Here is a 21743-nt window from a genome sequence, read left to right on the forward strand (position 1 = left end):
TTATACCAGAGAACGACTCCTATTCATTGCAAGTAAACTGAAGGTTTGTGAAAGTTGTAAAGCAATTTTTATCTTTTATAAATAAAACTCGTCCTTTCAAACGTTGAGATCCTTTCAGGATGACAAAGTGAGTGAACTTTGCGATTAACAAAAACAGATTCTTCGCTCCTCTCTGAATGATAACCTATTCCCAAAAACAATCAACTGCAAACCAGTAACCAGCAACTAACAACCACGATCAACCAAAAACTCCACATTAAGGTAAGAATTTTTTCACATCAATTCTCCAATATCATTTTATGAATCTTTTATTTTAACATTTCTTAACGTATGATTTTATTTCTTATTTTTGATGGATTCAATTTTATACAATGAAATTATATAAGTTTTCTTTACTGATGCTGGTTTTGGGCGGTTCGGCATTGGCTCAGACCCAGAAATTTACGATGGCGGAGGCTGTGAATGGCCTGAGAAGCAACCTTGCGGTGAAAAATATCTCGCAGTTTTCATGGTCTAATGATGGCAAATCCTATATTCAGGCTGTAAAAGGCGGGTATCTGATTACAGATTTAAAGACGAACAAACAGGATACATTGGTGTCTTTAACGCAGCTTAATAAAAATCTTGCAGACAATAAATTCAAGGCGGTTCCGCAGATAAAATTTATCAGCAGTTCTCACGGATATTTTAATTCCGACGACAAAATGGTCTGGGTAGAAAAATCGGGAAGCGACTGGAAAGTGAAAAATTCTGTGGCAGTAGATAAAGAAGCTTCCAATGTGAAAGTTTTTGGAGATAATCAGACTTTTGCTTTTACGGTAAAGAATAATTTATTTGTTAATAAAAACGGAAAAACAATCGCCGTAACCAATGATTCCGATGAAAATATTTTAAACGGAGCATCCAATGTTCACAGAAACGAATTTGGCATCGATACAGGAATCTTCCCGGCACCAAACTCTGAAAGTGTAGCCTTCTACAGAATGGATCAGACGATGGTTGCAGATTACCCGATTATCGATTGGGCTGTAACTCCGGCGGTGAATCACAATATCAAATATCCGATGGCGGGGCAGACTTCGCATCAGGTAACGCTGGGCGTTTTTAATATTAAAACACAGTCTACGACTTTCTTGAAAATTGATGGTGAAAAAGATCAATATTTAACGGCAGTAACCTGGAGCCCGGATTCAAAATATATTTTTGTAGGCGTTCTGAACAGAGGACAGAATCATATGAAAATGGATCAGTATGACGCTGCAACAGGAGATTTAATAAAAACTTTGTTCGAAGAATCGAACGACAAATATGTTGAACCACAACATCCTCTGACCTTCTTCCCGAATTCCAATACAGATTTCATCTGGCAGAGCCAGAGAACGGGGTACAATCATTTATTTCATTATAGCTTAGAAAAAGGATTAATTGCACAGATCACGAAAGGGGACTGGCTCGTAACCGAGATTTTAGGGTTTAATGAAAAGAAAAAGGAAATTTATTTCACTTCTACGAAAGAAACTCCTCTGGAAAAACACTTGTATAAAATCAACTGGACGAATTTCAAAATGCAGCGTTTGGACAATGCAGAAGGTGTTCACAACGGGATTTTGAGCAGCGACGGAAATTATCTGTACGATATGTACAGCAATGCCAATACACCGAGAATTGCGAACATTATTAATACCAATACTTTAAAATCAAACAATATTCTTACTGCTGAAAATACATTGAAAAATTATCAGCGTCCGGAAATTAAAAATGTAGAATTAAAAGCAGACGATGGAACTCCTTTGTACGGAAAAATCATTCTTCCGACGAATTTTGACGCAAACAAAAAATATCCGGTCATTGTTTATCTGTACAATGGGCCGCATTTGCAGCTGATTGCCAATACTTTCCCTGCGTCCGGAAATCTTTGGTACGAATACATGGCTCAAAACGGATACATCATTTTCACGATGGACGGAAGAGGTTCTGCGAATCGAGGACTGAAGTTTGAGCAGGCTGTTTTCAGAAACCTGGGAACTACCGAGATGAACGACCAGATGAAAGGCGTAGAGTATCTGAAATCCCTTCCTTACGTAGATTCGGAAAGAATGGGAATTCACGGCTGGAGCTTTGGAGGATTTATGACGACAAGCTTCATGCTTCGCCACCCGGAAGTTTTCAAAGTGGGTGTTGCAGGAGGTCCGGTGATCGATTGGAGCATGTACGAAATTATGTACGGCGAGAGATATATGGATACGCCACAGGAAAATCCGCAAGGATATGCCACGGCAAATCTTTTGGATAAAGTGCAGAATCTGAAAGGAAAATTACTGATGATCCACGGTGCACAGGATGATGTGGTGGTTTGGCAGCATTCGGTAAAATTCATTAAAGCTGCAGTTGACAACGGAGTGCAATTGGATTATTTCGTGTATCCGGGGCATCCTCACAACGTGATTGGAAAAGACCGAGTACACCTCATGCAGAAAGTAACAGATTATTTTAACTTATATTTGAAGAAATAATCTTAAAAATATAGAATGAACTTTGTAAAAATAGATAGAGTACACTTTCATACGTTTGACTCGTTGAGGTTTCTGTCTTTTTTATTAGTTTTCTTGCGCCATTCCCCCGTTCCTGAAGATAGTATGCTTTACTATTTCTCTCATGAAGGGGGGATTGGTGTTTCTTTTTTCTTTGTATTGAGTGGTTTTCTGATCACTTATATTCTCATCCTTGAAAAAATTAATAATCAGGGGGAAATCCCGTTAAAAAAGTTTTTTAAAAGAAGAATTCTAAGAATCTGGCCTTTGTATTATGCGATGGTTATCTTCGCGATGTGTACACCTTTTATTCTGGGATTTTTTAATATTTCTTATTCCAATCAAGGATATCAGCCGAATTGGTTTTTTACCCTTACCTTTCTGGAAAATTACGTGGCCATGTTTACCAGGCAGCTTCCGAATGTGGCACCATTGACGGTCATTTGGTCGCTTTGTGTAGAAGAGCATTTTTACATTTTCTGGGGATTGGCATTTTATTGTATTTCTTTAAAAAATGTTCCGAAACTGCTGGTGGGGTGTATTATTTTCTCTTTTATAATGCAGATTGTTTATGAGAAATATGAGATTAATACGCTGGATCTTTTTACCAATATTCATTATTTCGCTTTTGGAGCGATACCGGCTTATTTATTCGTTTTTAAGAAAAATATTATTGAAAAATTGAGCCTGATTCCGGCTGTTTATAAATATTTGTACGCTGTTTCAATCATTGGCGTTATTGTAATCGTTTCCAATACGAATCTGATTCCGGATCTGAAAGTAAGTTCTCTTCTTTTCAGTGTTTTCTTTTCGGGATTAATTTTATTTACGCTTGGCGAAAAAAATGTATTTAAAATTTCCGATAAAAGTATTTTAGCCAAATTAGGGAAATATACGTACGGACTTTATTTGATTCATACGATCTGTATAAGTTTATTCATTAAAATCGGAAGTAAATATGATATGAACTGGATCGTAATCACTCTGTTGTCATTCGTTTCCACTGTCATATTTTCAGCATTATCTTATCATCTTTTCGAAAAACAATTTTTAAAACTCAAAAACTGACCTTTCCTTTCTTATCATTCATCAATGTTTCTGATTTTTTATTAGCCTAATTTTGTTTACATAAAATCAACAATATGGAATTAGGAATAGGAATGTTTGGCGATTTGTCATTCGACCAGACAACCGGACAATACAGAGATCCCGGAGTGAAAATCCGTGAAATTCTGGAACAGGTAAAATTCATGGATGAGGTGGGAATTGATGTTTTCGCGATGGGAGAACACCACCGTCCTGATTATGCGGTTTCATCCCCTGAAATAGTGCTGGCTGCGGCGGCAAGCATTACGAAAAATATAAAATTGGCGAGTGGTGTAACGGTTTTAAGTTCATCCGAACCGGTAAAAGTGTATGAAGATTTTTCAACTTTGGATTTGATTTCAGACGGTCGCACGGAAATTTTCGTCGGTCGCGGAAGTTTCATCGAATCTTTTCCATTATACGGCTACTCTTTGAATGATTATGAAGAGCTTTTTGATGAAAAATTAGATTTATTATTAAAGATCAATTCAGAAAAAAATGTTACCTGGTCAGGGAAACTTCGTGCTCCGATGAACAATCAGACGGTATATCCAAGAGCAAAAAACGATGGTAAATTATCTATCTGGAGGGCTGTTGGTGGAACTCCTCAATCTGTTTTAAGTGCTGCACAATTAGGAATGCCTTTGGTGGTGGCCATTATCGGAGGAATGCCGGTTCAGTTTAAAAATTTAATTGAATTTTATAAGCAAGAGTATAAAAAAGCAGGTCACGACGTTTCAAAAATGCAGATTGCGGTGCATTCACACACTTTTGTGAGCGATGACCCGAATATTATTGATGGATATTTTGACAATTACAAAACCCAGGTAGACAGAATCGGTGCTTCGAGAGGTTGGGCGCCTTTCACAAAAATGCAGTATGAAGGAGGAAGAAGTAAAGACGGTGCTTTATTCATCGGAAATCCGAAGGAAGTGGCAGACAAAATTGTTTATCTGAAAGAAATTTTCGGAATCACAAGATTTATCGGACATATGGATGTGGGTGATCCTTCTCACGATATCATGATGAAATCTATTGAATTATTCGGGAAAGAAGTAAAACCGGTAATTAAAAATCTATAAAACAAAGCCTCCGTTGAAAATTTTTCAGCGGAGATTTTTTCTGACGAGTATGTTTTTCTTTCCGGACGTCGTCACTTCGAATAACGGAATGCAGTGGAGTGCTCTGAAAGTTATGATTAAAATAATCCTTAACTTTACAACATCATGCAGCAACCATCCAAAGATCCGCTTCACGGGAAAAGATTAGACGCCATTCTTGAGGAACTGGTAGAATATTATAATGGGTTTGAAAAGTTAGGCGAACAGATTAAAATTCGTTGTTTCACAGACAATCCAAGTATAAACTCATCGCTGAAGTTTTTACGGAAAACTCCCTGGGCGAGGGAAAAGGTGGAAAGCTTATATTTATATGTTTTAAGACAGAAAAAGAAAAATAATAAACCGCAGAACTAATCTGCGGTTTTTATTTTAAGTTAAAAAATTAAGAATTTTGATAATAAGCAATAGCTATCTGAGGATGAAAAGCAAACATAAAGGTTTCCAGATGATCTGTATCCTCGCTTTTACTGAGGAGATACTTATTGTCAATAATATCAATAAGCTGAAGGATCGGAGTGTAAAATGTGATCCCTAGTTTGTGTTTGGATGCATCCGTTACATTGGAACTGATAAGATCAAGCCTGAAAGTCTCAATCGGAAAAAATGTGGTTCCCAAAACATCGGGAAGGCTTTTAATACTGCCATTGAGCTGAGCCACATAATTCGAGACGACAGCACTTAATAAAAAAGGTATTTTTGCGGCATTGGGATTCTTGACCAGAAGCTCCCAATAGTTGTCTACAGGCTCTTTTTCATTGTCAAATACCTGATGCTGAACTCTATATTCAAAATAGGTGTCTTCAAAAATATATTTGTCCCAAAGCATTGTAGATTCCTGGTCAATGACAATCCGGAAAGCGAGTTTTATCTGAACCATAATGATTGGGTTTAATTATTGATGTAATTAATTCTTTTATTTAAACTTCAAGAAAAATAATCAATAAATTTTCACTTAACGCTTCAAATTCCAGGGTGTCAAGATCGTAAAGAAGAATAGCGTCCCGCGTTTCCATGAGCCTGTCCTGAAATTCGCAGGCTCCGTTGATCACGATTCCGAAAATGGATTTATTTTCTTGCTTCAATTCATATTTTTGTTTTTTTCTTCCGTCATAAAGTCCGATAAAGGCTGGGAAGTTCAAGCTTCCGGAGAGCGGAATTAATTCATTTTTTTTCTTAATATTTAAATCTTCCAAACAGATAAAACTTTCATTATTCTGATTGTCTATTTCAAAAATGATAATATCTGCACATTCATCCTGGAAACCGTTTTTTATTTTTAATCTGTCCTTTTGAGTAGGATTTAGAATAATCATCTGGTCTGAAGGAATCTCGTACGGTAAAGAATCTGTGATTATTTTTCCATAAAGAACAATAACCACAATCTGAGAATTTGCCTCATAATCCAGATAAAATGTTTGTCCTTCATTAATGATGATTTCGGTAACTTTTTTAAGCTTCAAACCTTCGTCCGGCAATTCTATTTCATTGATAATAAAAAAATCTGTTTTGTCCCAGGATCTCGTATTGGAGTTAAATATGGTTGAATTATTTTTTGTGAGCATACCATTATATTTTATAATTAAATCAAAGCTTTAAGCTGAAACAATGAGCGTAATAGCACCTACATAGCCTTCATTAATGTTTCCGGAAATATTCAAAAGTTGGGTAGATACTCCGTCGTAGAAAAAATCGTCTTCTGAGTTGTATCTATAGCCATTCATCCCTTTGTAGCCAGGAGATTGATTCACCTTTACTACAGCACTGTTGGGGTCATCCGGAAATGCAAGTTGGGTAACCAGTAACGAATTGCCTTTGCTATTGTAGATATGAATATGCAAATGAGTAGCTCTTGTAATGTCTCCTATCGTGTACCATCCGGGAAATATGGAAGTGAATTTTACTTCTCCGTTTGTGTTCGTAACTTGCCTTCCTCTCAGAAAATGCAAATGTGTATAATCTACAGGCTGCAGCTCACCTCCTCCGTATTCCGAATAATATCCATCTTTATCGCAATGCCAGATATCAACAAAAGCACCCTGCAAATTGGAGCATTCGGTATTTTTGTTTTTAACTGTAAGGTGAATTTCAAAAGGAACACCGATTCTGTCTCCTATGATGTTTACACGTTCTAAGATCGATGGGCTTTTCGTGGGAAATGGCCCTTCCAGATCATAATTGGTAAGATTACAGTTTGTATTCTCTCTTGTAATTTCATTTTCGCAACGGATCAAGACTGGTGCGGCAATAGCCGTGACTCCGGCCAGACCAAGATTTTTTAAGAAATTTTTTCTGTCCATAATTTTTTGTTTTTAAAATTTTTGTTTCATGAAAACTAAAAAATGACATCTTTAAGGATGTTTAAAATTATTAAGCTCAGACAGAATGAAAGTGGAATAGGGTATTAATTGACGTTAATAATAAAAGTGATCAGGATAAGTAATTGTTAATTAAAAACAGTGTAAATGCTTGATTTGTAGTGTTTTTTAATTATTGTATTGTTAAGTCAAGGAAAAATATAAAAAAGCTTTAAAAACCAAATGAAAGCAAAAACAGAAAATGAAAATTGAAGGTTGTTTGAAATTTTCTCTTATGCAATCATTTCAAAAATAGTATATTTGTGCAGGTAATCGTGAAAAAATATCACGAAAAAAAAGAAAAATATGACAATTGAAAACAATCATGTTGTAGCTGTAAAGTATATACTTCATACGATCGAAGAAGATGGAAGTAAGATTCTTGTAGAAGAAACAACAGAAGAAAATCCACTTACATTTTTGTACGGTATGGGAATGATGATTCCAAAGTTTGAACAAAATATCCTTGGTCTGAAAGCTGGTGATAAAGCTGCTTTTGTGATTCAGCCGGAAGAAGCTTACGGTGAAAGACAGCCGGATGCGATTGCGCAATTACCGCTTGACATGTTTAATGAATCCGGAACGCCACCTGTAGGAGCTATTTTACCTTTATCTGATAATCAGGGGAATAATTTCCAGGCATTTGTAGTAGAAGTAACACCGGAAGCTGTAGTGGTAGATCTTAATCATCCAATGGCAGGGAAAGTTTTAGATTTCCAGGTGGAAATTTTAAATACACGTCCGGCGACAGAAGAAGAATTGTCGCATGGCCATGCTCACGGAATTGACGGGAACGAAGCTCACTAAAATATCATATAAATGTCCGATTTTTGTCGGACATTTTTTATTCTAAAGTTGCAAAAGCTTTTTAACAGATAAGTCCCATAAGTTTTAAGCCTTCAAAAATATTTAAGAACACATCAGTTGAAAATCTTTGATTTTCAAAAAGCTGTAATGTAAAATTTTATCGAAGATAAAATCCTTGCGCCTTAAAGCATGCAAATGTATAAAGACCGTGAACCTTTGCGAAAATCCAACAAAATATTTTATTCTAAAAACTCCCCACTCACATAAAACCATCGGTTTTGAATCATTTTGAATTTTGATAATTCGTGATGAACCTGTTTCTGACCGTCTTCATCAGTGTAAAAAGCCTTAAATTCAACTTTATCGGGAGCTGGTTTATTCACAATTTCCAGTTTTGTCCATTCATTAATCTCGCCCCATTCCTGCATATCTTTTTTATTGTGATATTTCCTTTTGCTCGGAAGTGTGGTTTCCATCAGATATTCACCATTCGGGATGGCAAATGCAGAAAATCTTGAACGCATTAATGCTTCTGCGTTTGGAGCATATTTTTCTCCGGTGTGATAAGGTTTGCAGCAATCTTCGTAGGATTTTCCTGAGCAGCAGGGACAGTTCATTTCTTGATTTTTTATTTAAACACAAATTTACACGAATATTTTTTTCACCAATAACACAAATCCTAATCAATAGGAACGGGCTTTAGCCCGTTTACATAAAATAATAATCCTAATTTGGCTTTAGCCAAAACTTATATGAATTTTTCCCGCGGATTACACAGATTTTTGTATTTAATTAATCTATATCATCTGCAAAATCCGCAAGAGATTATAGTGTTATTCGTGAAAAAACATTTGTGCCATCCGTGTTTAACTGAAAAAAAAAGCATCCAAAAAATGAATGCTTTTAAAAATTTATTTAATAAAACCTCTGTTTCTCAATAAAGGCTTAATATCCGGATCATGTCCCGTAAAATCTCTGAATGCCTGATTCAGATCAACAGAATTTCCGACAGAAAGAATATATTTTCTGAAACGGTCACCGTTTTCTCTCGTAAGACCACCATTCTTTGAAATCCATTCCCAGGCGTCGTTATCCAAAGTTTCAGACCATAAATAAGCGTAATATCCTGCAGAATAACCACCACCCCAAATGTGTGCAAAATAAGGAGTATGATATCTCGGAGGAACGGTTGCTAATGTAAATCCGTGTTTGGTTAATGATTGCTTTTCAAAATCCAATACAGGAATCAACTGACTTTCATTCGTTACCGTATGCCAATCCATATCCAGTTCGGCAGCAGAAACAAGCTCTGTTGTCATATATCCTTGGTTAAAAGTTGCTGCTTTTTTAATTTTATCAACCAAAGCCTGTGGAATCGGTTGTTTCGTTTCGTAATGAAGGGCATAATTTTTCAAAACGACAGGATCTAAAGCCCAGTGTTCGTTAATCTGTGAAGGGAATTCCACAAAATCTCTCGGTACATTGGTTCCGGAAAGGGAAGGGTATTTCTGGCTTGCAAACATCCCGTGGATCGAGTGACCAAACTCATGGAAAATCGTTGTAACATCGTCATAGCTGATTAATGAAGGTTTTCCCGGAGCAGGTTTCTGATAATTGTAGCAGTTTACAATCACAGGTTTTGTTCCTAAAAGGTAAGACTGCTCAACGAAATTACTCATCCAGGCTCCACCGTTTTTAGAATCTCTTGTGTAGAAATCCAGATAATAAATGGCAATGGATTTACCGTCATGATCGAAAACTTCATACGTTACCACATCAGGATGATACACCGGAAGATCTGTTCTCTTTTTGAAAGTCAGTCCATAAAATTTTTCGGCAGCGAAGAAAACTCCTTTTTCCAAAACTGTTGTGATTTCAAAATAAGGTTTTATTTCACTTTCATCTAAATCAAATTTTGCTTTTCTTACCTGTTCAGCATAAAAATTCCAGTCCCAGGGCTCAACCTGGAAACCTCCTTTCTGCTGATCGATAAGATCCTGAATATCTTTAGCTTCACGTCTTGCTGTTTCTACGGCAGGTGTTGCGATCTGATTCATTAATTTAGTTGCTGCTTCAGGCGTTTTGGCCATCTGATCCTGCAGTTTCCACTCTGCGAAGCTTTTTTTACCTAAAATCTGAGCTTTTTTAAGTCTTAATTTGGCTAATTTTTCAATCGTTTCTCTAGTATCGTTTCCGTCACCTTTTTCAGCTCTCAACCACGATGCCTTGAATAGCTTTTCTCTGGTTGCCCTGTTTTTAAGGTTTTGTAAAAGAGGTTGTTGTGTTGTATTTTGTAAAGCCAGAAGATATTGACCTTCTTTGCCTGCATTTTTAGCATCGGTTGCTGCTGCAGCGATTTCGTCGGCGGAAAGTCCGTCTAATTCTTTTGCATCGGAGAAGTAAACCCCGCCTTGTTTTCTTGCTTCAAGCAGTTTATTAGAATATTGGGTAGAAAGCGAAGCCAGCTCCTGATTGATCTGTTTCAATTTTTCTTTGTCGGCCGCAGAAAGATTGGCCCCTGCAATTTCAAAATTCTGTTTATAATATTGTAAAAGTCTTTTGCTTTCGGAGTCTAAGCCTTTATCGGAAATTGCTTTAATTCTTTTATAAAGATTTTCATTCAGGTACATTTTATCGGAATGCGCTGCAAAAACCGGGGCATATTGTTCATCTAAAGCCTGCAAAGTAGGATTGGTATTTGCACTGGTAAGATTGGAAAATACAATCATTGCTCTTTTCAGGACTTCACCGCTTTTTTCCAAAGCGACAATGGTGTTTTCGAAAGTCGGAGCTTCCGGATTATTGGCAATTTTTAAAATTTCGGCGTCGTGTTGTTTTAATCCGAAATCAAAAGCAGGTTTAAAATGTTCATCTTTAATTTTATCAAACTCAGGAGCTTCGTACTGAAGCTTACTTTTCTTCATGAAAGGGTTTGATGAAAGGGAAGCGTCCGGTGAAGGAACTTCCTGCTGAATATCGGTTTTTTTCATTGTAGTACAGGATTGATTAAGTGCTAATGCAGAAATTAATAATACCGATGAAATTTTCTTCATAAATTATTTATTAATAAGGCATAAAGATATTAAAACTTATGATAAAAATATATTCGCTTCTATGGTCTTTTATAATGACATTAATATAATTTTGAAAACAGATGTAATATTTTTTATAAATTAGTTGTTATTAAAGTATATAATAAACAAAACGTAAAACAAGTAACATGAAATCACAAAGTCTTTTTATTTTTTCAGCCTTTTTACTACTAGCTTCGTGTAATGAGAAGCACGACAGGAAATATAATGATAACAAAGATAGCAACTGGGTAGATAAAGTTGTGAATACAGATCACGGGCCGGTACGACAGAAAGAAGTATCGGGAGATTTTGACGAAATTGAAGTTTCTCAGGCTATTGATGCTGAAATTATAAAATCAGACGTTGAAAAAGTTGTGATTTCGGCTCCTGAAAATATTATTGATGAGGTGTTGGTAGACAATAGCGGCGGAAGGCTTCATATTCATTATAAGCCGGGAATCAGAGTAATGAACACACACAATGTTTCTGCGAAAATTTTTGCAAAAGATTTTTCAAAAATTAATGCTAATTCAGCGGCGAAAATTACCGTTAAAGATAAATTTGTTCAGGATAAAACAGATATCGAAGTCTCAAGTGCGGCATCGGTTTCCGGTGATCTTGAAGCGAATGATTTTAATATTTCGGCAGATAGCAGCAGCAATTTCACTGGAAAAGTCTGGGCTGTAGATCTTGATGTGGATGCCTCTTCTGCAGCAAGCATCGACATTTCAGGAAAAGCAAAAAATGCTGAGATCAGCTCTTCATCGGGCAGTAGTATTTCTGCAAACAATGTGGTTGCAGATAACGTAAATGCCGAAGCATCAAGCGGGGCGAGTGTCGATATCAGTGCATCTTCGACCATTAAAGCTGAAGCTTCTTCAGGAGGCAGCGTGACTGTTTACAAAAAAGGAAACGTAACTTCCGTAACGAAAGAAGAAAACAGTGGCGGAAGCGTAAGTATTCGATAATTAATTTTCGGGTTCCTCATCATCGTCAGATGAGGAATCTTCCCATTGAAGAATATCAAAATTAAGATTATCATAAGCCAATAATTCCTCCTCTCGTTGGAGGATTTCTTTTGTGGTAAAGAGAAGAACTTCATCGTCTTTATCCTTAGTTTTGGCCAGTTTTCTAATGGATGCCTTATCAATGGCCATAAATCTTTGTCCGAGACGGCGGGCTGCATATTTCCGCATTCCTGCTTCGTGGAGGACGTCGACTGCCATTTCCACGGCTGTTCCCAGCGTTTCACGATAAATATTATTAATTCCGTTATTCAGATAATCATAGGCATCAATCCTGTTTTTGGCTCTTACAAAAATTTTCACTGTGGGATAATGTTCACGCACTAGATCTGCAATGAATTTATTGTCATCGGTATCATCAAGACACAGAACAAGTATTTCCGCATCTTCAATTCCGGCAGCTCTTAATGTAGGTAGTTTTGTAGCATCACCATAATATACTTTAAACCCATAGCTTCTCAATAGCTTCACACGATCCGAATCTCTGTCCAAAACCGTTGCAGAGATTTTATTGGCCTTTAAAAGCCTTCCCACCGTACTTCCGAAATGTCCGAAACCGACGATAATGATTTTCTTTTGAGAAACATTACTGTCGAGAATATTATAATCATGATCGCCTTCTGGAACGTCTTTTATGAATTTTGGTGTAATCAGTTTATCATTAATAATTAAAAGAAGCGGAGTGATACACATCGTAATTGCGGTGACAGCCATCATTTGAGAATTCAGTTCTTTGCTTAATAGGTAAAGGCTTGATGCATAATTGATTAATACAAAAGCAAATTCTCCCACCTGCGAAAGAGCAAAAGCATAAAATAAGCTTTGTGGAGTATCGATTTTGAAAAATTTTCCGATGACATAAAGCACAAAAAATTTGATTATTAAAACCGCAAAAACAGTACTGAAAATAAATATCGGATCTTTTTGAATGACCGTGAAATTTATCGTTGAGCCAACACTCACGAAAAATACAGCCAGCAAAAGCCCTTTAAACGGGTCGATTTGAGCTTCCAATTCATGCCGGAACTCACTATTGGCCAACATAACACCCGCGAGGAAGGCTCCTAAAGCGGGAGAAAGTCCGATGGCAACCATCAGCTCGGAAACTCCGATAACGAGAAATAGGGAAGAAGCGGTTAAAAGCTCAGACATTCCTGATTTTGAAACGTATCTTAAAAAAGGAACAAAAACATATCGTCCTAATAAAATTAAAATCACCACTCCTAAAATCACGGTTGCCGCCTGCATCCACTCCGGAAGCGTCTGGATGAGAACCTGGATGTCATTATCATGATGTCTGGCTTTATAATTGGCAATAATCGGAAGAATCGCTAAAATAGGAATCACCGCAATATCCTGAAACAAAAGTGTTGAAAATGAAGCTTCACCTGCTAATGTTTTCAGGTTATTTTTTTCCTGCAGGGTCTGCAGAACGATAGCCGTGGATGAAAGGGCAAAACAAATGGCAATCGCAATCGCTTTGTCAATCCGCCAACCGGCCCAGATGAAAACCAAAAAAAGCAGAAAAATTGTCAATAGCATTTGCGTCAATCCCAGTCCGATAATTTTCTTCCGCATTTCCCAGAATTTTCTGGGTTCCAGCTCAAGACCGACCAAAAATAAAAGCATGATCACTCCAAATTCACTGGCGTGCATGATGCCGTCGACGTCTTTTCCGGTTAATTTTAAAACATATGGACCAATAAGAATTCCTCCTATAATGTATCCAATGACAGAACTCAGTCCAAATTTTCTCGCCAGCGGAACCATAATGATGGCAACGCCTAAGAAAATAAGAGTGTTCATGGCCAAGCTGGATTCCATATTTTATTTGTTGAGAAGTTCTGTAAATTCCTGTTTATGCAAGATGATGTCTTTTTTCGACAATTTATTGGCTTCGTACACAACTTTGATGTTTTTAATATTAGCTTTAAAAACATTCAAAGAGACGATCAGTCCGCTGATGAGTTCTTCCACTGTAAACTTGTAGGTTCCGGTTTTGCTGAAAGATCTTTCTTTTCCGCCGGTGGTGACGAGGATATAGACTTCTTTGCCTTCCAGAGGATTGTTATGGCCTTCTTTCAGCCAGTCTCTGTCGAAAACTTCGTCGATCCAGAGCCTTAATAACGGAGGGATTCCAAACCATATCAATGGAAACTGAAAAATAAAACGGTCATAATTTTTTAATCTTTTTCTTTCGCGAAAAGCGGCAATATGAAAATCCGGATATTCTTCATACAGATCCCGAAGGGTGAAATGCTGGTGGCGAACATAGAAATTAACGAGCTCTACATTCGAGTTGGAGTGCTCTAAATAAGGATGCGCAAAAACTACCAACGTCTTCTTCATAAACCTGTTTTCAGTAAAATTAATGAAAAATTTTTGAAATAACGATAGTGTTTTGCTGTGTTTTAATAATTTTTAATATAAAATGTTATTAATTTTTATCATTATTGTTAAATGCTTTGAGAGCCTCAGTATGACATCGCTACAAACATCCAATAAAAAACTGTTAGTATTAGGAATGTCATGCTGAGGTCTCGAAGCATCTTTATATAGAATAGATTCAATTCAAATAAACCATTTCCATATTTCTAAAAATACAGATGCGATTCCGATGAATAAAGATAATATTGCTGTAAATGTAATTCCTTTGTTTTCCTTTTTCCTGTAAGCAAAAATTATAAAAGCTAATGACAGCAAAGAGATTATTAATAAATAATATTTGTATATATATTTTAATTCTAAAAATGAATGTAAGGCTTGTGTTTTTCCGTCTGAAGCCAAGTAATCATGAAGAATTGACAAATTTATTTTTACTGAAAAAAATATTATCATTAAATTTAATATAATAGATGAAAAAGAAAATTTCATAATTAATATTAAAATTTAAAACCTACCATCCTCCCGAAGCTCCACCGCCTCCGAAACTTCCGCCACCTCCGAAGCCTCCAAATCCGCCTCCACCGCCGGAACTGCCACCGCCAAAGCCACCGCCTCCGAAACTGCCAGGGAAAGGGAAAAAGCCTCCCGGATAATTTCTACGGCCTCTTTTGGAAAGGATAACATCATCGTCGTCGTAATTTCCTCCGCCTTTTCCACCACCTCTGTTTCCGAACATAATAGCGATAATAATGAAAATAACAAACGCTATGAGAAGGATTTTAAATACACTTCCGTCACCGCCGCTTTCTTCATTATTTAAAGGTTTGAATTTCCCCTGAACAGCTTCCATGATCGCTGAAGTACCACGATTGATTCCTTCGTACCATTCGCCCTGTTTGAAATGGGGTGTAACGATATAATCTAAAATCTGGCCTGCAACGGATGCTGTTAAATATTGCTCAACCGCCCGTCCTTGTTGGATAGACATGGTGTGATCTTCTGTGGCTATTAAAAAAACAACCCCATTGTCAACATTTTTTTTACCGATTCCCCATTTTTCACCGAACATTGTAGCCAGAAAATTCACGTCTTCACCTTTGGTAGAAGGGATAATCACTACTTCAATTTCCGTTGAGGTAGAATCTGCGAAAGCGATCAGCTTTTTATTAAGATCATCTTTTTCCTGCTGGCTCAATAGATTGGCTTCATCGTAAACGGGATAAAGAATCTTCGGTTTTTCAGGAACAGTGTATTGTGCTGATACAAAATTGTAAAAGCAAATCAGTAAAAATGAAAATACTATTTTAAGAGAACGTAATTTCATTAGGAAGTTCGTTGTGGTTTTCTCCTGTTACAGGAAAATGTTTTTTTAATTCTAATCCTGTTTCCAGAATCGCGCTTTTTAAAGCTTTATAATAATTTCCTTTGGCAAATTCAGACGTAATGTAGTCGTGCAGATGATCCCAATACGACTGATGAACTTTCTCATGAATCCCCGTATCACCAATGATGGTAAGGTATTTTTGTTCAAAATTCACATGAAAAAGCACCGCATTTCTTTCTGCCGTTTTGTTCATGCACAATTCTTCGAAAACTTTAAATGCAATTTTAGCATTATCATCTTCAGTATTCGAGTCGATATGCACTCTGATCTCACCGGTAGAATGTTGCTCTGCTGACTGAATAGCTTCCACGAGGGAAGCTATCTGCTGATTTGTCAAGAATTTGCTCATTATTCTGAGAATGCATCAGGTGCTTTTTGAGCTCCTGCGTCTGCTTTGAAATAAGGTTTTTCTTTAAAGTTGGTAAAATTCGCCAGAATATTATTCGGGAAAGTTTTGATCGATGTATTGTAATCCTGAGCGGCTGCGTTGTAATAAACAGTTTCTGTTCTGATGCTGTTTTCAATGGCAGTATATTCTCTTTGGAAATTGATGTACTGCTGATCTGCTTTTAAGTTCGGATATTGTTCAACAACCGCCATCAATCTGCTTAACGCTCCGGATAATTCTCCCTGCGCAGCCTGGAATTTTGCCAAATCCTGCTCCGTCATATTTGTAGGATCTACATTGATAGAAGTTGCCTTAGAACGAGCCTCGATTACTTTTGTTAATGTTTCCTGCTCAAATTTAGAATAAGATTTTACCGTTCTTTCCAAATTCGGAATAAGATTGGCTCTTTTCTGATAGACAGTCTCTACATTAGACCATTTTGTATTTACGTTTTGTTCTTTCGTCACAAAGCTATTATAGCCGCTTTTACCCCAGAAGAATAATACTGCAACAATAATAAGAAGAGCAATACCGATGGTTCCGGCGCTCAGACAGCCCTTGTTTTTCATAGTTTATTTTTTTAAATTTTTTGTGCTAATCAAATATACAAATTATGTGCTAATTTTGTAAAAAATAATTTTAATGACAACAATAGTGGTGGCAATGGGAGAAAAGAACGAAATTGGTTTTGAAAATCAGTTACTTTGGCATCTTCCAAAAGATTTGAAACACTTTAAAGATATCACTTCGGGACATCCGGTGATCATGGGAAGAAAAACATATGAAAGCATCGGGAAACCACTTCCCAACCGTACCAATATTGTAGTGTCGCGACAAAAAGACTGGTTTGAGGAAGGCATCCTGATCGTCGGAAGCATTAAAGAAGCTGTAAAATTTGCAAAAAAAATCGATGAAGAAGTTTTCATTATCGGTGGTGGAAATATTTATGAGCAGACCATGGATGTGGTTGACCGACTTGAAGTTACTTTAGTGAAAGCTGATCTTGAAGCCGATACTTTCTTCCCGAAAATTAATGAAAAAGTCTGGAAAAAGGTAAACGAGGTTTGTCATGAAAAAGACGAGAAAAATCAATACGATTTCTGCTTTCAGACATATGAAAGAGTTTAGAGTTCTAAGTTTAGCGTTTAAAGTTTTCATTACCCTAAACTTTAATCCCATAACCCTAAACTCTGAATCTTAAATTTCTTATCTTTGCACTTCTAAAATTTAATAATGAATAAGTACATAAAAATTGTAATTGCGGCGGTTCTTATACTTTTAGGGCTTTATATGATGTTTTTTACAAGAAATCTTGGGTGGGGCATTGTGATTACTCTGCTTGCATCTTCGCCGATTTTACTTTTCTTTAAAAATGAATATATTCTTTTGGCTTTCTGGCAGTTGAGAAAACAAAATATGGAAAAAGCAGCCGTTTGGCTGAATAATATTACAAACTACCAAGCTCAGCTTCATAAGTCTCAATATGGATATTTCCATTATCTGATGGGATTGACACAAGCTCAGGATCACCCTGCAAAAGTGGAGCCTTTCATGAAAAAAGCATTGGAGTATGGTTTGAATATGAAGCACGACAGAGCAATGGCAACCCTGAATCTTGCTGCAGCAGCGATTTCTAAAGGAAGAAAACAGGAGGGGCAAAAATTATTGGAAGAAGCGAAAAGACTGGACAGTGCAGGAATGATGGCAGATCAGATCAAGATGATGAAAGACCAGTTGAAAATGCCTTCTATGCAGAAGCATATGCATAACCCGAATATGAGAAACAGAGGAAAATTCTTTTAAGAGATGCGAGTTCCGGGTTTTTCGGAATCGAATTTATAAAATAGAGCGCCTAATTTTTAGGTGCTTTTTTTGTTTTAATATTAATGGTTTTTAGTGCATTAGATTCTTCGACTGCTTCGCGTTCAGGATGACATCGCTAATACTAAAAAGTTTCCATTATGCGGAAGAGTTTGCCAGTGTCATCCTGAGCGCGAAGCAGTCGAAGGATTTAGATCAAAATATCACATTTCCCCATCATTATTATACCCATAAAATTTCGGGATCTGCCAATGATATTTTACGGCTAATGTTCTTATTGTAACAATTAATAAAATTGTAAAAATCTGGATGATTGTAAAGGAAAGTGTGGTAAACTTTGTTAATAATAAAAAAGCTGAACCACCCACAATACAGGCGGTAGCATAAATTTCTTTCCTGAAAATCAAAGGAATTCTATTAAGTAAAATGTCCCGGATAATACCTCCGAAACAACCGGTAATGGTGCCCAAGCCAATGCATATCAAAGGGTGGATATCTGCATTCAATCCTTTTTGGACTCCGATGATGGTAAACAATCCCAGTCCGAAACTATCAAAAATAAATAAAGTTACCCTGACATTTTTTTCGAAAGATTTAAAAATCATCGTGAAAATACTGGTGAGGATAATCAAGGCACAGGTCAAAAGATCATGCATCCAGAAAACCGGAATATCCAGTAATAAATCTCTTACAGTTCCGCCGCCAACAGATGTAACAAAGGCAATAATAAGCACTCCGAACGGATCAAGACGTTTCTGCATCGCAGCAAAGCTTCCCGACATCGAAAAGGAAATCGTACCGAGTACTTCTATGAGAAAATTGAACTGCTCGTGCATGGTTTATAAAAAATAAATGACAATTGATGAATGATTTCTCTTTAAACAAATTTTCTACCATTCTTCAACTATCATTAAAAACTTATTGAATTATTATTACTTTTTTCTTTCTACCCTCACCGAATCCGGTACCAGCAATTCATATTCCCCGCCGTGGTTGATAATTTCCCGCACAATGCTGCTGCTGATGAAAGATTTTCCGGATGAGGTCAGTAAAAAAACGGTTTCTAATTTTTTATGAGCTAAAGTCCTGTTGGTATGTGCAATAGCTTTTTCAAATTCAAAATCGGCAGGATTTCTTAGTCCTCTCAGGATGTACTGGGCATTTTTTTCAAAACAGTAATCCACCGTTAAGCCTTCAAAATAATCGACTTCCACATTGGGAAATTCGGCGACGGAATTTTGAATGAATTCCATTCTTTTTTCCAGCGGAAACATATATTTCTTTTGAGAATTCTGTCCGATCGCTATAATTAATTTATCAAAAAGCGGAGCCGCTCTTTCTATAATATCATAATGCCCTAAAGTGATAGGATCGAATGATCCCGGAAAAACAGCAATTTTCATGCGTATAAAAGTTATAAGTTATGAGTTATAAATGATGAGGTTAAAAGTTTGAGTGATTAACTTCCATCTTCCAGCCTCAATCTTCCATCCTCTTATTTTTTGTTTAAAGCTTTTTCAACCTCGTTTCCACAAAGGTCTTTGATAGATATTCCGTAGATTTTTGCCTGTTGCGGAAGAATACTTGCGGGTGAGAATCCCGGATTTGTGTTCATTTCCAGCATATAAGGAATGCCATCCATTAAGATAAATTCACTTCTTGAAAAACCGCTCATTCCCAGAGAATTGTACGCTCTTTTTGAGATTTCTTCCACACGGATTCTTGTCTCGTCGTCGATTCTTGCAGGGGTAATTTCTTCCGAAGCTCCTTCATATTTGGCTTCATAATCGAAAAATTCATTTTTAGGAACTATTTCCGTGATGCCCAAAACGATGGTTTCTCCTTTATAATCGATCACTCCGACAGAAACTTCCATTCCGTTGAGAAAACTTTCAATTAAAATTTCATCATCTTCTTTAAAAGCAACTTCAGTGGCAGCAATTAATTCAGATTTTTCTTTAACCTTGGAAATTCCCAGTGAAGAGCCGGATTGATTAGGTTTTACAAAGACAGGAAGCCCCAGCGTTTCTACAATTTCATCAACATTAATTTCTTCTCCTTTTCTTAAATAAACACTTTTTGCAGAAGGAATTCCATATTTTGATAATACGGCCAATGTATCTTTTTTATTGAACGTTAAAGCACTTTGATAAAAATCGCAGCCGGTATATTTTTGTCCGATAGCGTCCCAATATGCCTGCAGAATGCCATTTTCACCTGGTGTTCCATGGATAATATTGAAACATACATCAAATTTCAAGGTTTCATTATTATCTAATGTGACCGAAAAATCACCTTTGCTGATTTCATATTTTTTGTCGTTTTCTCCTAAAAAATACCATTCATCTTTAAGGATAACCACTTTATATACGTCATAAAGATCTCTGTCTAAAGAATCGTAAATTAATTGTCCGCTTTTTAATGATACAACGTATTCGTCAGAATACCCTCCCATTACTACGGCAACACTTTTTTTGCTCATAACCATAAGTATCAATTAAGGCAAATTTAATGATTTTATGCAATGCAATACGGGAAATTCATAATTTTTAAAATTGAAAATGAAATGTGTTAAATAAAAAGCACATTCTAAAATTATTAGTTATATTTGCTGTCTAATTATAGTAATTTTAAGTATGCTTAAATCACTTTTCAATTGGAAAGTTTTACTGAACTTAGTTGTAGCCATCGGTGTTTTTGTGGGGTTGGTTTGGCTTACATTTCGTTGGTTAGAATATCATACTAATCACGGTCAGGAAATTCCAGTTCCTAATATTGTAAATAAATCTGTACAGGAAGCCATCAAAATATTAGATGATGCAGGGCTGGAATATGAAGTGGATAGTTTTAAGTATGATCCAAAATATAGACCTTTTCAGGTATTGCAGGTATATCCTGCGCCGGGTTCGCGTGTAAAAGACGGAAGGGCTATCCAGCTGAAAGTAAATCCTAGAACATGGGCCAGAGTGGAAGTTCCTGATGTTATTAATAAATATTCAGGTCTTGCTTTCCAGAGACTGGAGCAGGTAGGATTGAAAGTAGGAGATACGATTTTCGAACCGAGTATTCAGAAAGATGCTGTTTTAAGAATCTTATATAAAGGTACAGCCGTAAAATCTAAAACTAAACTTCCGAGATTTTCTGTGGTAGATGTTGTGATAGGTTCAGGGCCGATGAGAAATATTGCGATTCCTAATGTGGTAGGATTAACGGTGAAAGAAGCAAGGGCAGTCATTGCAAAAAGTATGTTTGAAGTGGGGCTTGTAGAGCATGAAGACGGAGGTAAGGACGAATCTGATATTATTTATTATCAGGATCCTGCAGCCGGAGATGTCCGGGATCAGGGAATGCAGATAGACCTCTGGGCAAGTAAGAAAACGCCTGCTGAGCTGAGTGCAAAAATAGAACAGCTGAACTCTATCTATAGAATGAAAGTAGACACAGGATTGCCGCCGATAGAATATCATGAAATTCCTGCTCACCAGGAACCAAACTATGACGCGCAGCCTCCTGCGGTACCGGCTCCGAAAAGAGATATTCCGAAACCAGCAGATGCTGTGAAGCCGGATGCATCAAAAACGGGAACGGCAAAACCAACGGTTTCAGGAACGGAAAATAAACCGAAGACGACCAACTCTGGAGCTACTTCCGGAAATAATGCTGCTACGGGCGGTAAAACTGTCACAACAACACAAAAGCCGGCAGAAAAACCAAAAGCTAAAAAAGTAGTCGTAGAATAATACACTCATTATTAAGAAAAATACAGG

At 36.8% G+C, this 21743-nt stretch carries 22 protein-coding genes; 9 read left to right on the forward strand and 13 right to left on the reverse strand.

Annotation, left to right across the window (positions count from 1 at the left end; translation table 11 throughout):
• Window positions 1-371: 371 nt before the first annotated feature.
• The 4 genes from BMX24_RS20220 (at window position 372) to BMX24_RS20235 (ending at window position 5092) form a co-directional block, all read left to right on the forward strand.
• The gene (locus BMX24_RS20220; protein WP_089796133.1) at window positions 372-2513 is read left to right on the forward strand and encodes a S9 family peptidase; all 2142 of its coding nucleotides are present in this window, start codon (window positions 372-374) and stop codon (window positions 2511-2513) included.
• Window positions 2514-2528: 15 nt separating this feature from the next.
• A complete protein-coding gene (locus BMX24_RS20225; RefSeq protein ID WP_089796135.1) occupies window positions 2529-3599 on the forward strand; it encodes an acyltransferase family protein in 1071 nt (356 codons plus the stop codon).
• Between the two features lie 74 nt (window positions 3600-3673).
• Window positions 3674-4699 carry an LLM class flavin-dependent oxidoreductase gene (locus BMX24_RS20230; protein ID WP_089796137.1) on the forward strand — a complete coding sequence of 342 codons (1026 nt, stop codon included), beginning with the start codon at window positions 3674-3676 and terminating at the stop codon, window positions 4697-4699.
• A gap of 144 nt (window positions 4700-4843) precedes the next feature.
• Window positions 4844-5092 carry a VF530 family protein gene (locus tag BMX24_RS20235; RefSeq protein ID WP_089796138.1) on the forward strand — a complete coding sequence of 83 codons (249 nt, stop codon included), beginning with the start codon at window positions 4844-4846 and terminating at the stop codon, window positions 5090-5092.
• Between the two features lie 28 nt (window positions 5093-5120).
• Here the strand turns inward: BMX24_RS20235 and BMX24_RS20240 are convergent, their stop codons facing one another.
• From BMX24_RS20240 to BMX24_RS20250, 3 genes are read right to left on the reverse strand one after another with little or no spacing between them, the layout of a single operon-like run.
• Window positions 5121-5615: a hypothetical protein gene (locus BMX24_RS20240; RefSeq protein WP_089796140.1), complete on the reverse strand. Its 495-nt coding sequence runs from the start codon at window positions 5613-5615 to the stop codon at window positions 5121-5123.
• 40 nt (window positions 5616-5655) lie between these two features.
• Window positions 5656-6300, reverse strand: coding sequence for a pirin family protein (locus BMX24_RS20245; RefSeq protein WP_089796143.1), 645 nt, complete (start codon window positions 6298-6300; stop codon window positions 5656-5658).
• 30 nt (window positions 6301-6330) lie between these two features.
• Window positions 6331-7035: a dioxygenase family protein gene (locus BMX24_RS20250; RefSeq protein WP_089796145.1), complete on the reverse strand. Its 705-nt coding sequence runs from the start codon at window positions 7033-7035 to the stop codon at window positions 6331-6333.
• A gap of 363 nt (window positions 7036-7398) precedes the next feature.
• Between BMX24_RS20250 and BMX24_RS20255 the strand changes: the two genes are divergently transcribed.
• A complete protein-coding gene (locus tag BMX24_RS20255) occupies window positions 7399-7899 on the forward strand; it encodes an FKBP-type peptidyl-prolyl cis-trans isomerase (protein WP_089796147.1) in 501 nt (166 codons plus the stop codon).
• Window positions 7900-8138: 239 nt separating this feature from the next.
• Here the strand turns inward: BMX24_RS20255 and BMX24_RS20260 are convergent, their stop codons facing one another.
• Entirely contained in the window at window positions 8139-8516 is a 378-nt protein-coding gene (locus tag BMX24_RS20260; protein WP_089796149.1) for a YchJ family protein, read from the reverse strand.
• A gap of 294 nt (window positions 8517-8810) precedes the next feature.
• Window positions 8811-10952, reverse strand: a complete 2142-nt coding sequence (locus BMX24_RS20270; protein WP_089796153.1) for a M3 family metallopeptidase — start codon at window positions 10950-10952, stop codon at window positions 8811-8813.
• Window positions 10953-11119: 167 nt separating this feature from the next.
• Between BMX24_RS20270 and BMX24_RS20275 the strand changes: the two genes are divergently transcribed.
• The gene (locus tag BMX24_RS20275) at window positions 11120-11941 is read left to right on the forward strand and encodes a head GIN domain-containing protein (protein ID WP_089796155.1); all 822 of its coding nucleotides are present in this window, start codon (window positions 11120-11122) and stop codon (window positions 11939-11941) included.
• Here the strand turns inward: BMX24_RS20275 and BMX24_RS20280 are convergent, their stop codons facing one another.
• The 5 genes from BMX24_RS20280 to BMX24_RS20305 form a co-directional block, all read right to left on the reverse strand.
• Window positions 11942-13822, reverse strand: a complete 1881-nt coding sequence (locus BMX24_RS20280) for a monovalent cation:proton antiporter-2 (CPA2) family protein (protein ID WP_089796156.1) — start codon at window positions 13820-13822, stop codon at window positions 11942-11944.
• Window positions 13823-13825: 3 nt separating this feature from the next.
• Window positions 13826-14347: an NAD(P)H-dependent oxidoreductase gene (locus tag BMX24_RS20285; RefSeq protein ID WP_089796158.1), complete on the reverse strand. Its 522-nt coding sequence runs from the start codon at window positions 14345-14347 to the stop codon at window positions 13826-13828.
• A gap of 547 nt (window positions 14348-14894) precedes the next feature.
• Window positions 14895-15707, reverse strand: coding sequence for a TPM domain-containing protein (locus tag BMX24_RS20295; RefSeq protein ID WP_089796162.1), 813 nt, complete (start codon window positions 15705-15707; stop codon window positions 14895-14897).
• Window positions 15688-16119 (reverse strand): TPM domain-containing protein, encoded by a 432-nt coding sequence (locus tag BMX24_RS20300; RefSeq protein WP_089796164.1) that lies wholly within the window; start codon window positions 16117-16119, stop codon window positions 15688-15690. The genes BMX24_RS20295 and BMX24_RS20300 overlap by 20 nt, the downstream gene beginning before the upstream one ends.
• Window positions 16116-16724, reverse strand: coding sequence for a LemA family protein (locus BMX24_RS20305; RefSeq protein WP_089796166.1), 609 nt, complete (start codon window positions 16722-16724; stop codon window positions 16116-16118). The genes BMX24_RS20300 and BMX24_RS20305 overlap by 4 nt, the downstream gene beginning before the upstream one ends.
• A 73-nt stretch (window positions 16725-16797) precedes the next feature.
• Here BMX24_RS20305 and BMX24_RS20310 point away from each other — a divergent pair, with 73 nt between their 5' ends.
• Together BMX24_RS20310 and BMX24_RS20315 are read left to right on the forward strand one after the other, a co-directional pair.
• Window positions 16798-17283 carry a dihydrofolate reductase gene (locus BMX24_RS20310; protein WP_089796168.1) on the forward strand — a complete coding sequence of 162 codons (486 nt, stop codon included), beginning with the start codon at window positions 16798-16800 and terminating at the stop codon, window positions 17281-17283.
• 105 nt (window positions 17284-17388) lie between these two features.
• On the forward strand, window positions 17389-17958 hold the full coding sequence (locus BMX24_RS20315) for a hypothetical protein (protein ID WP_089796170.1): 570 nt from the start codon (window positions 17389-17391) through the stop codon (window positions 17956-17958).
• Window positions 17959-18179: 221 nt separating this feature from the next.
• Here the strand turns inward: BMX24_RS20315 and BMX24_RS20320 are convergent, their stop codons facing one another.
• From BMX24_RS20320 to BMX24_RS20330, 3 genes are all read right to left on the reverse strand, one after another.
• Complete coding sequence (locus BMX24_RS20320) at window positions 18180-18812, reverse strand: trimeric intracellular cation channel family protein (RefSeq protein WP_089796171.1); 633 nt, start codon at window positions 18810-18812, stop codon at window positions 18180-18182.
• Window positions 18813-18908: 96 nt separating this feature from the next.
• A complete protein-coding gene (gene coaD, locus BMX24_RS20325; protein WP_089796173.1) occupies window positions 18909-19379 on the reverse strand; it encodes a pantetheine-phosphate adenylyltransferase in 471 nt (156 codons plus the stop codon).
• Window positions 19380-19471: 92 nt separating this feature from the next.
• Window positions 19472-20458, reverse strand: coding sequence for a D-alanine--D-alanine ligase (locus BMX24_RS20330; protein ID WP_089796175.1), 987 nt, complete (start codon window positions 20456-20458; stop codon window positions 19472-19474).
• Window positions 20459-20612: 154 nt separating this feature from the next.
• Between BMX24_RS20330 and BMX24_RS20335 the strand changes: the two genes are divergently transcribed.
• Entirely contained in the window at window positions 20613-21716 is a 1104-nt protein-coding gene (locus BMX24_RS20335; protein ID WP_089796177.1) for a PASTA domain-containing protein, read from the forward strand.
• Window positions 21717-21743: the final 27 nt, after the last annotated feature.

This window comes from Chryseobacterium wanjuense (assembly GCF_900111495.1).
Lineage (GTDB): Bacteria > Bacteroidota > Bacteroidia > Flavobacteriales > Weeksellaceae > Chryseobacterium > Chryseobacterium wanjuense.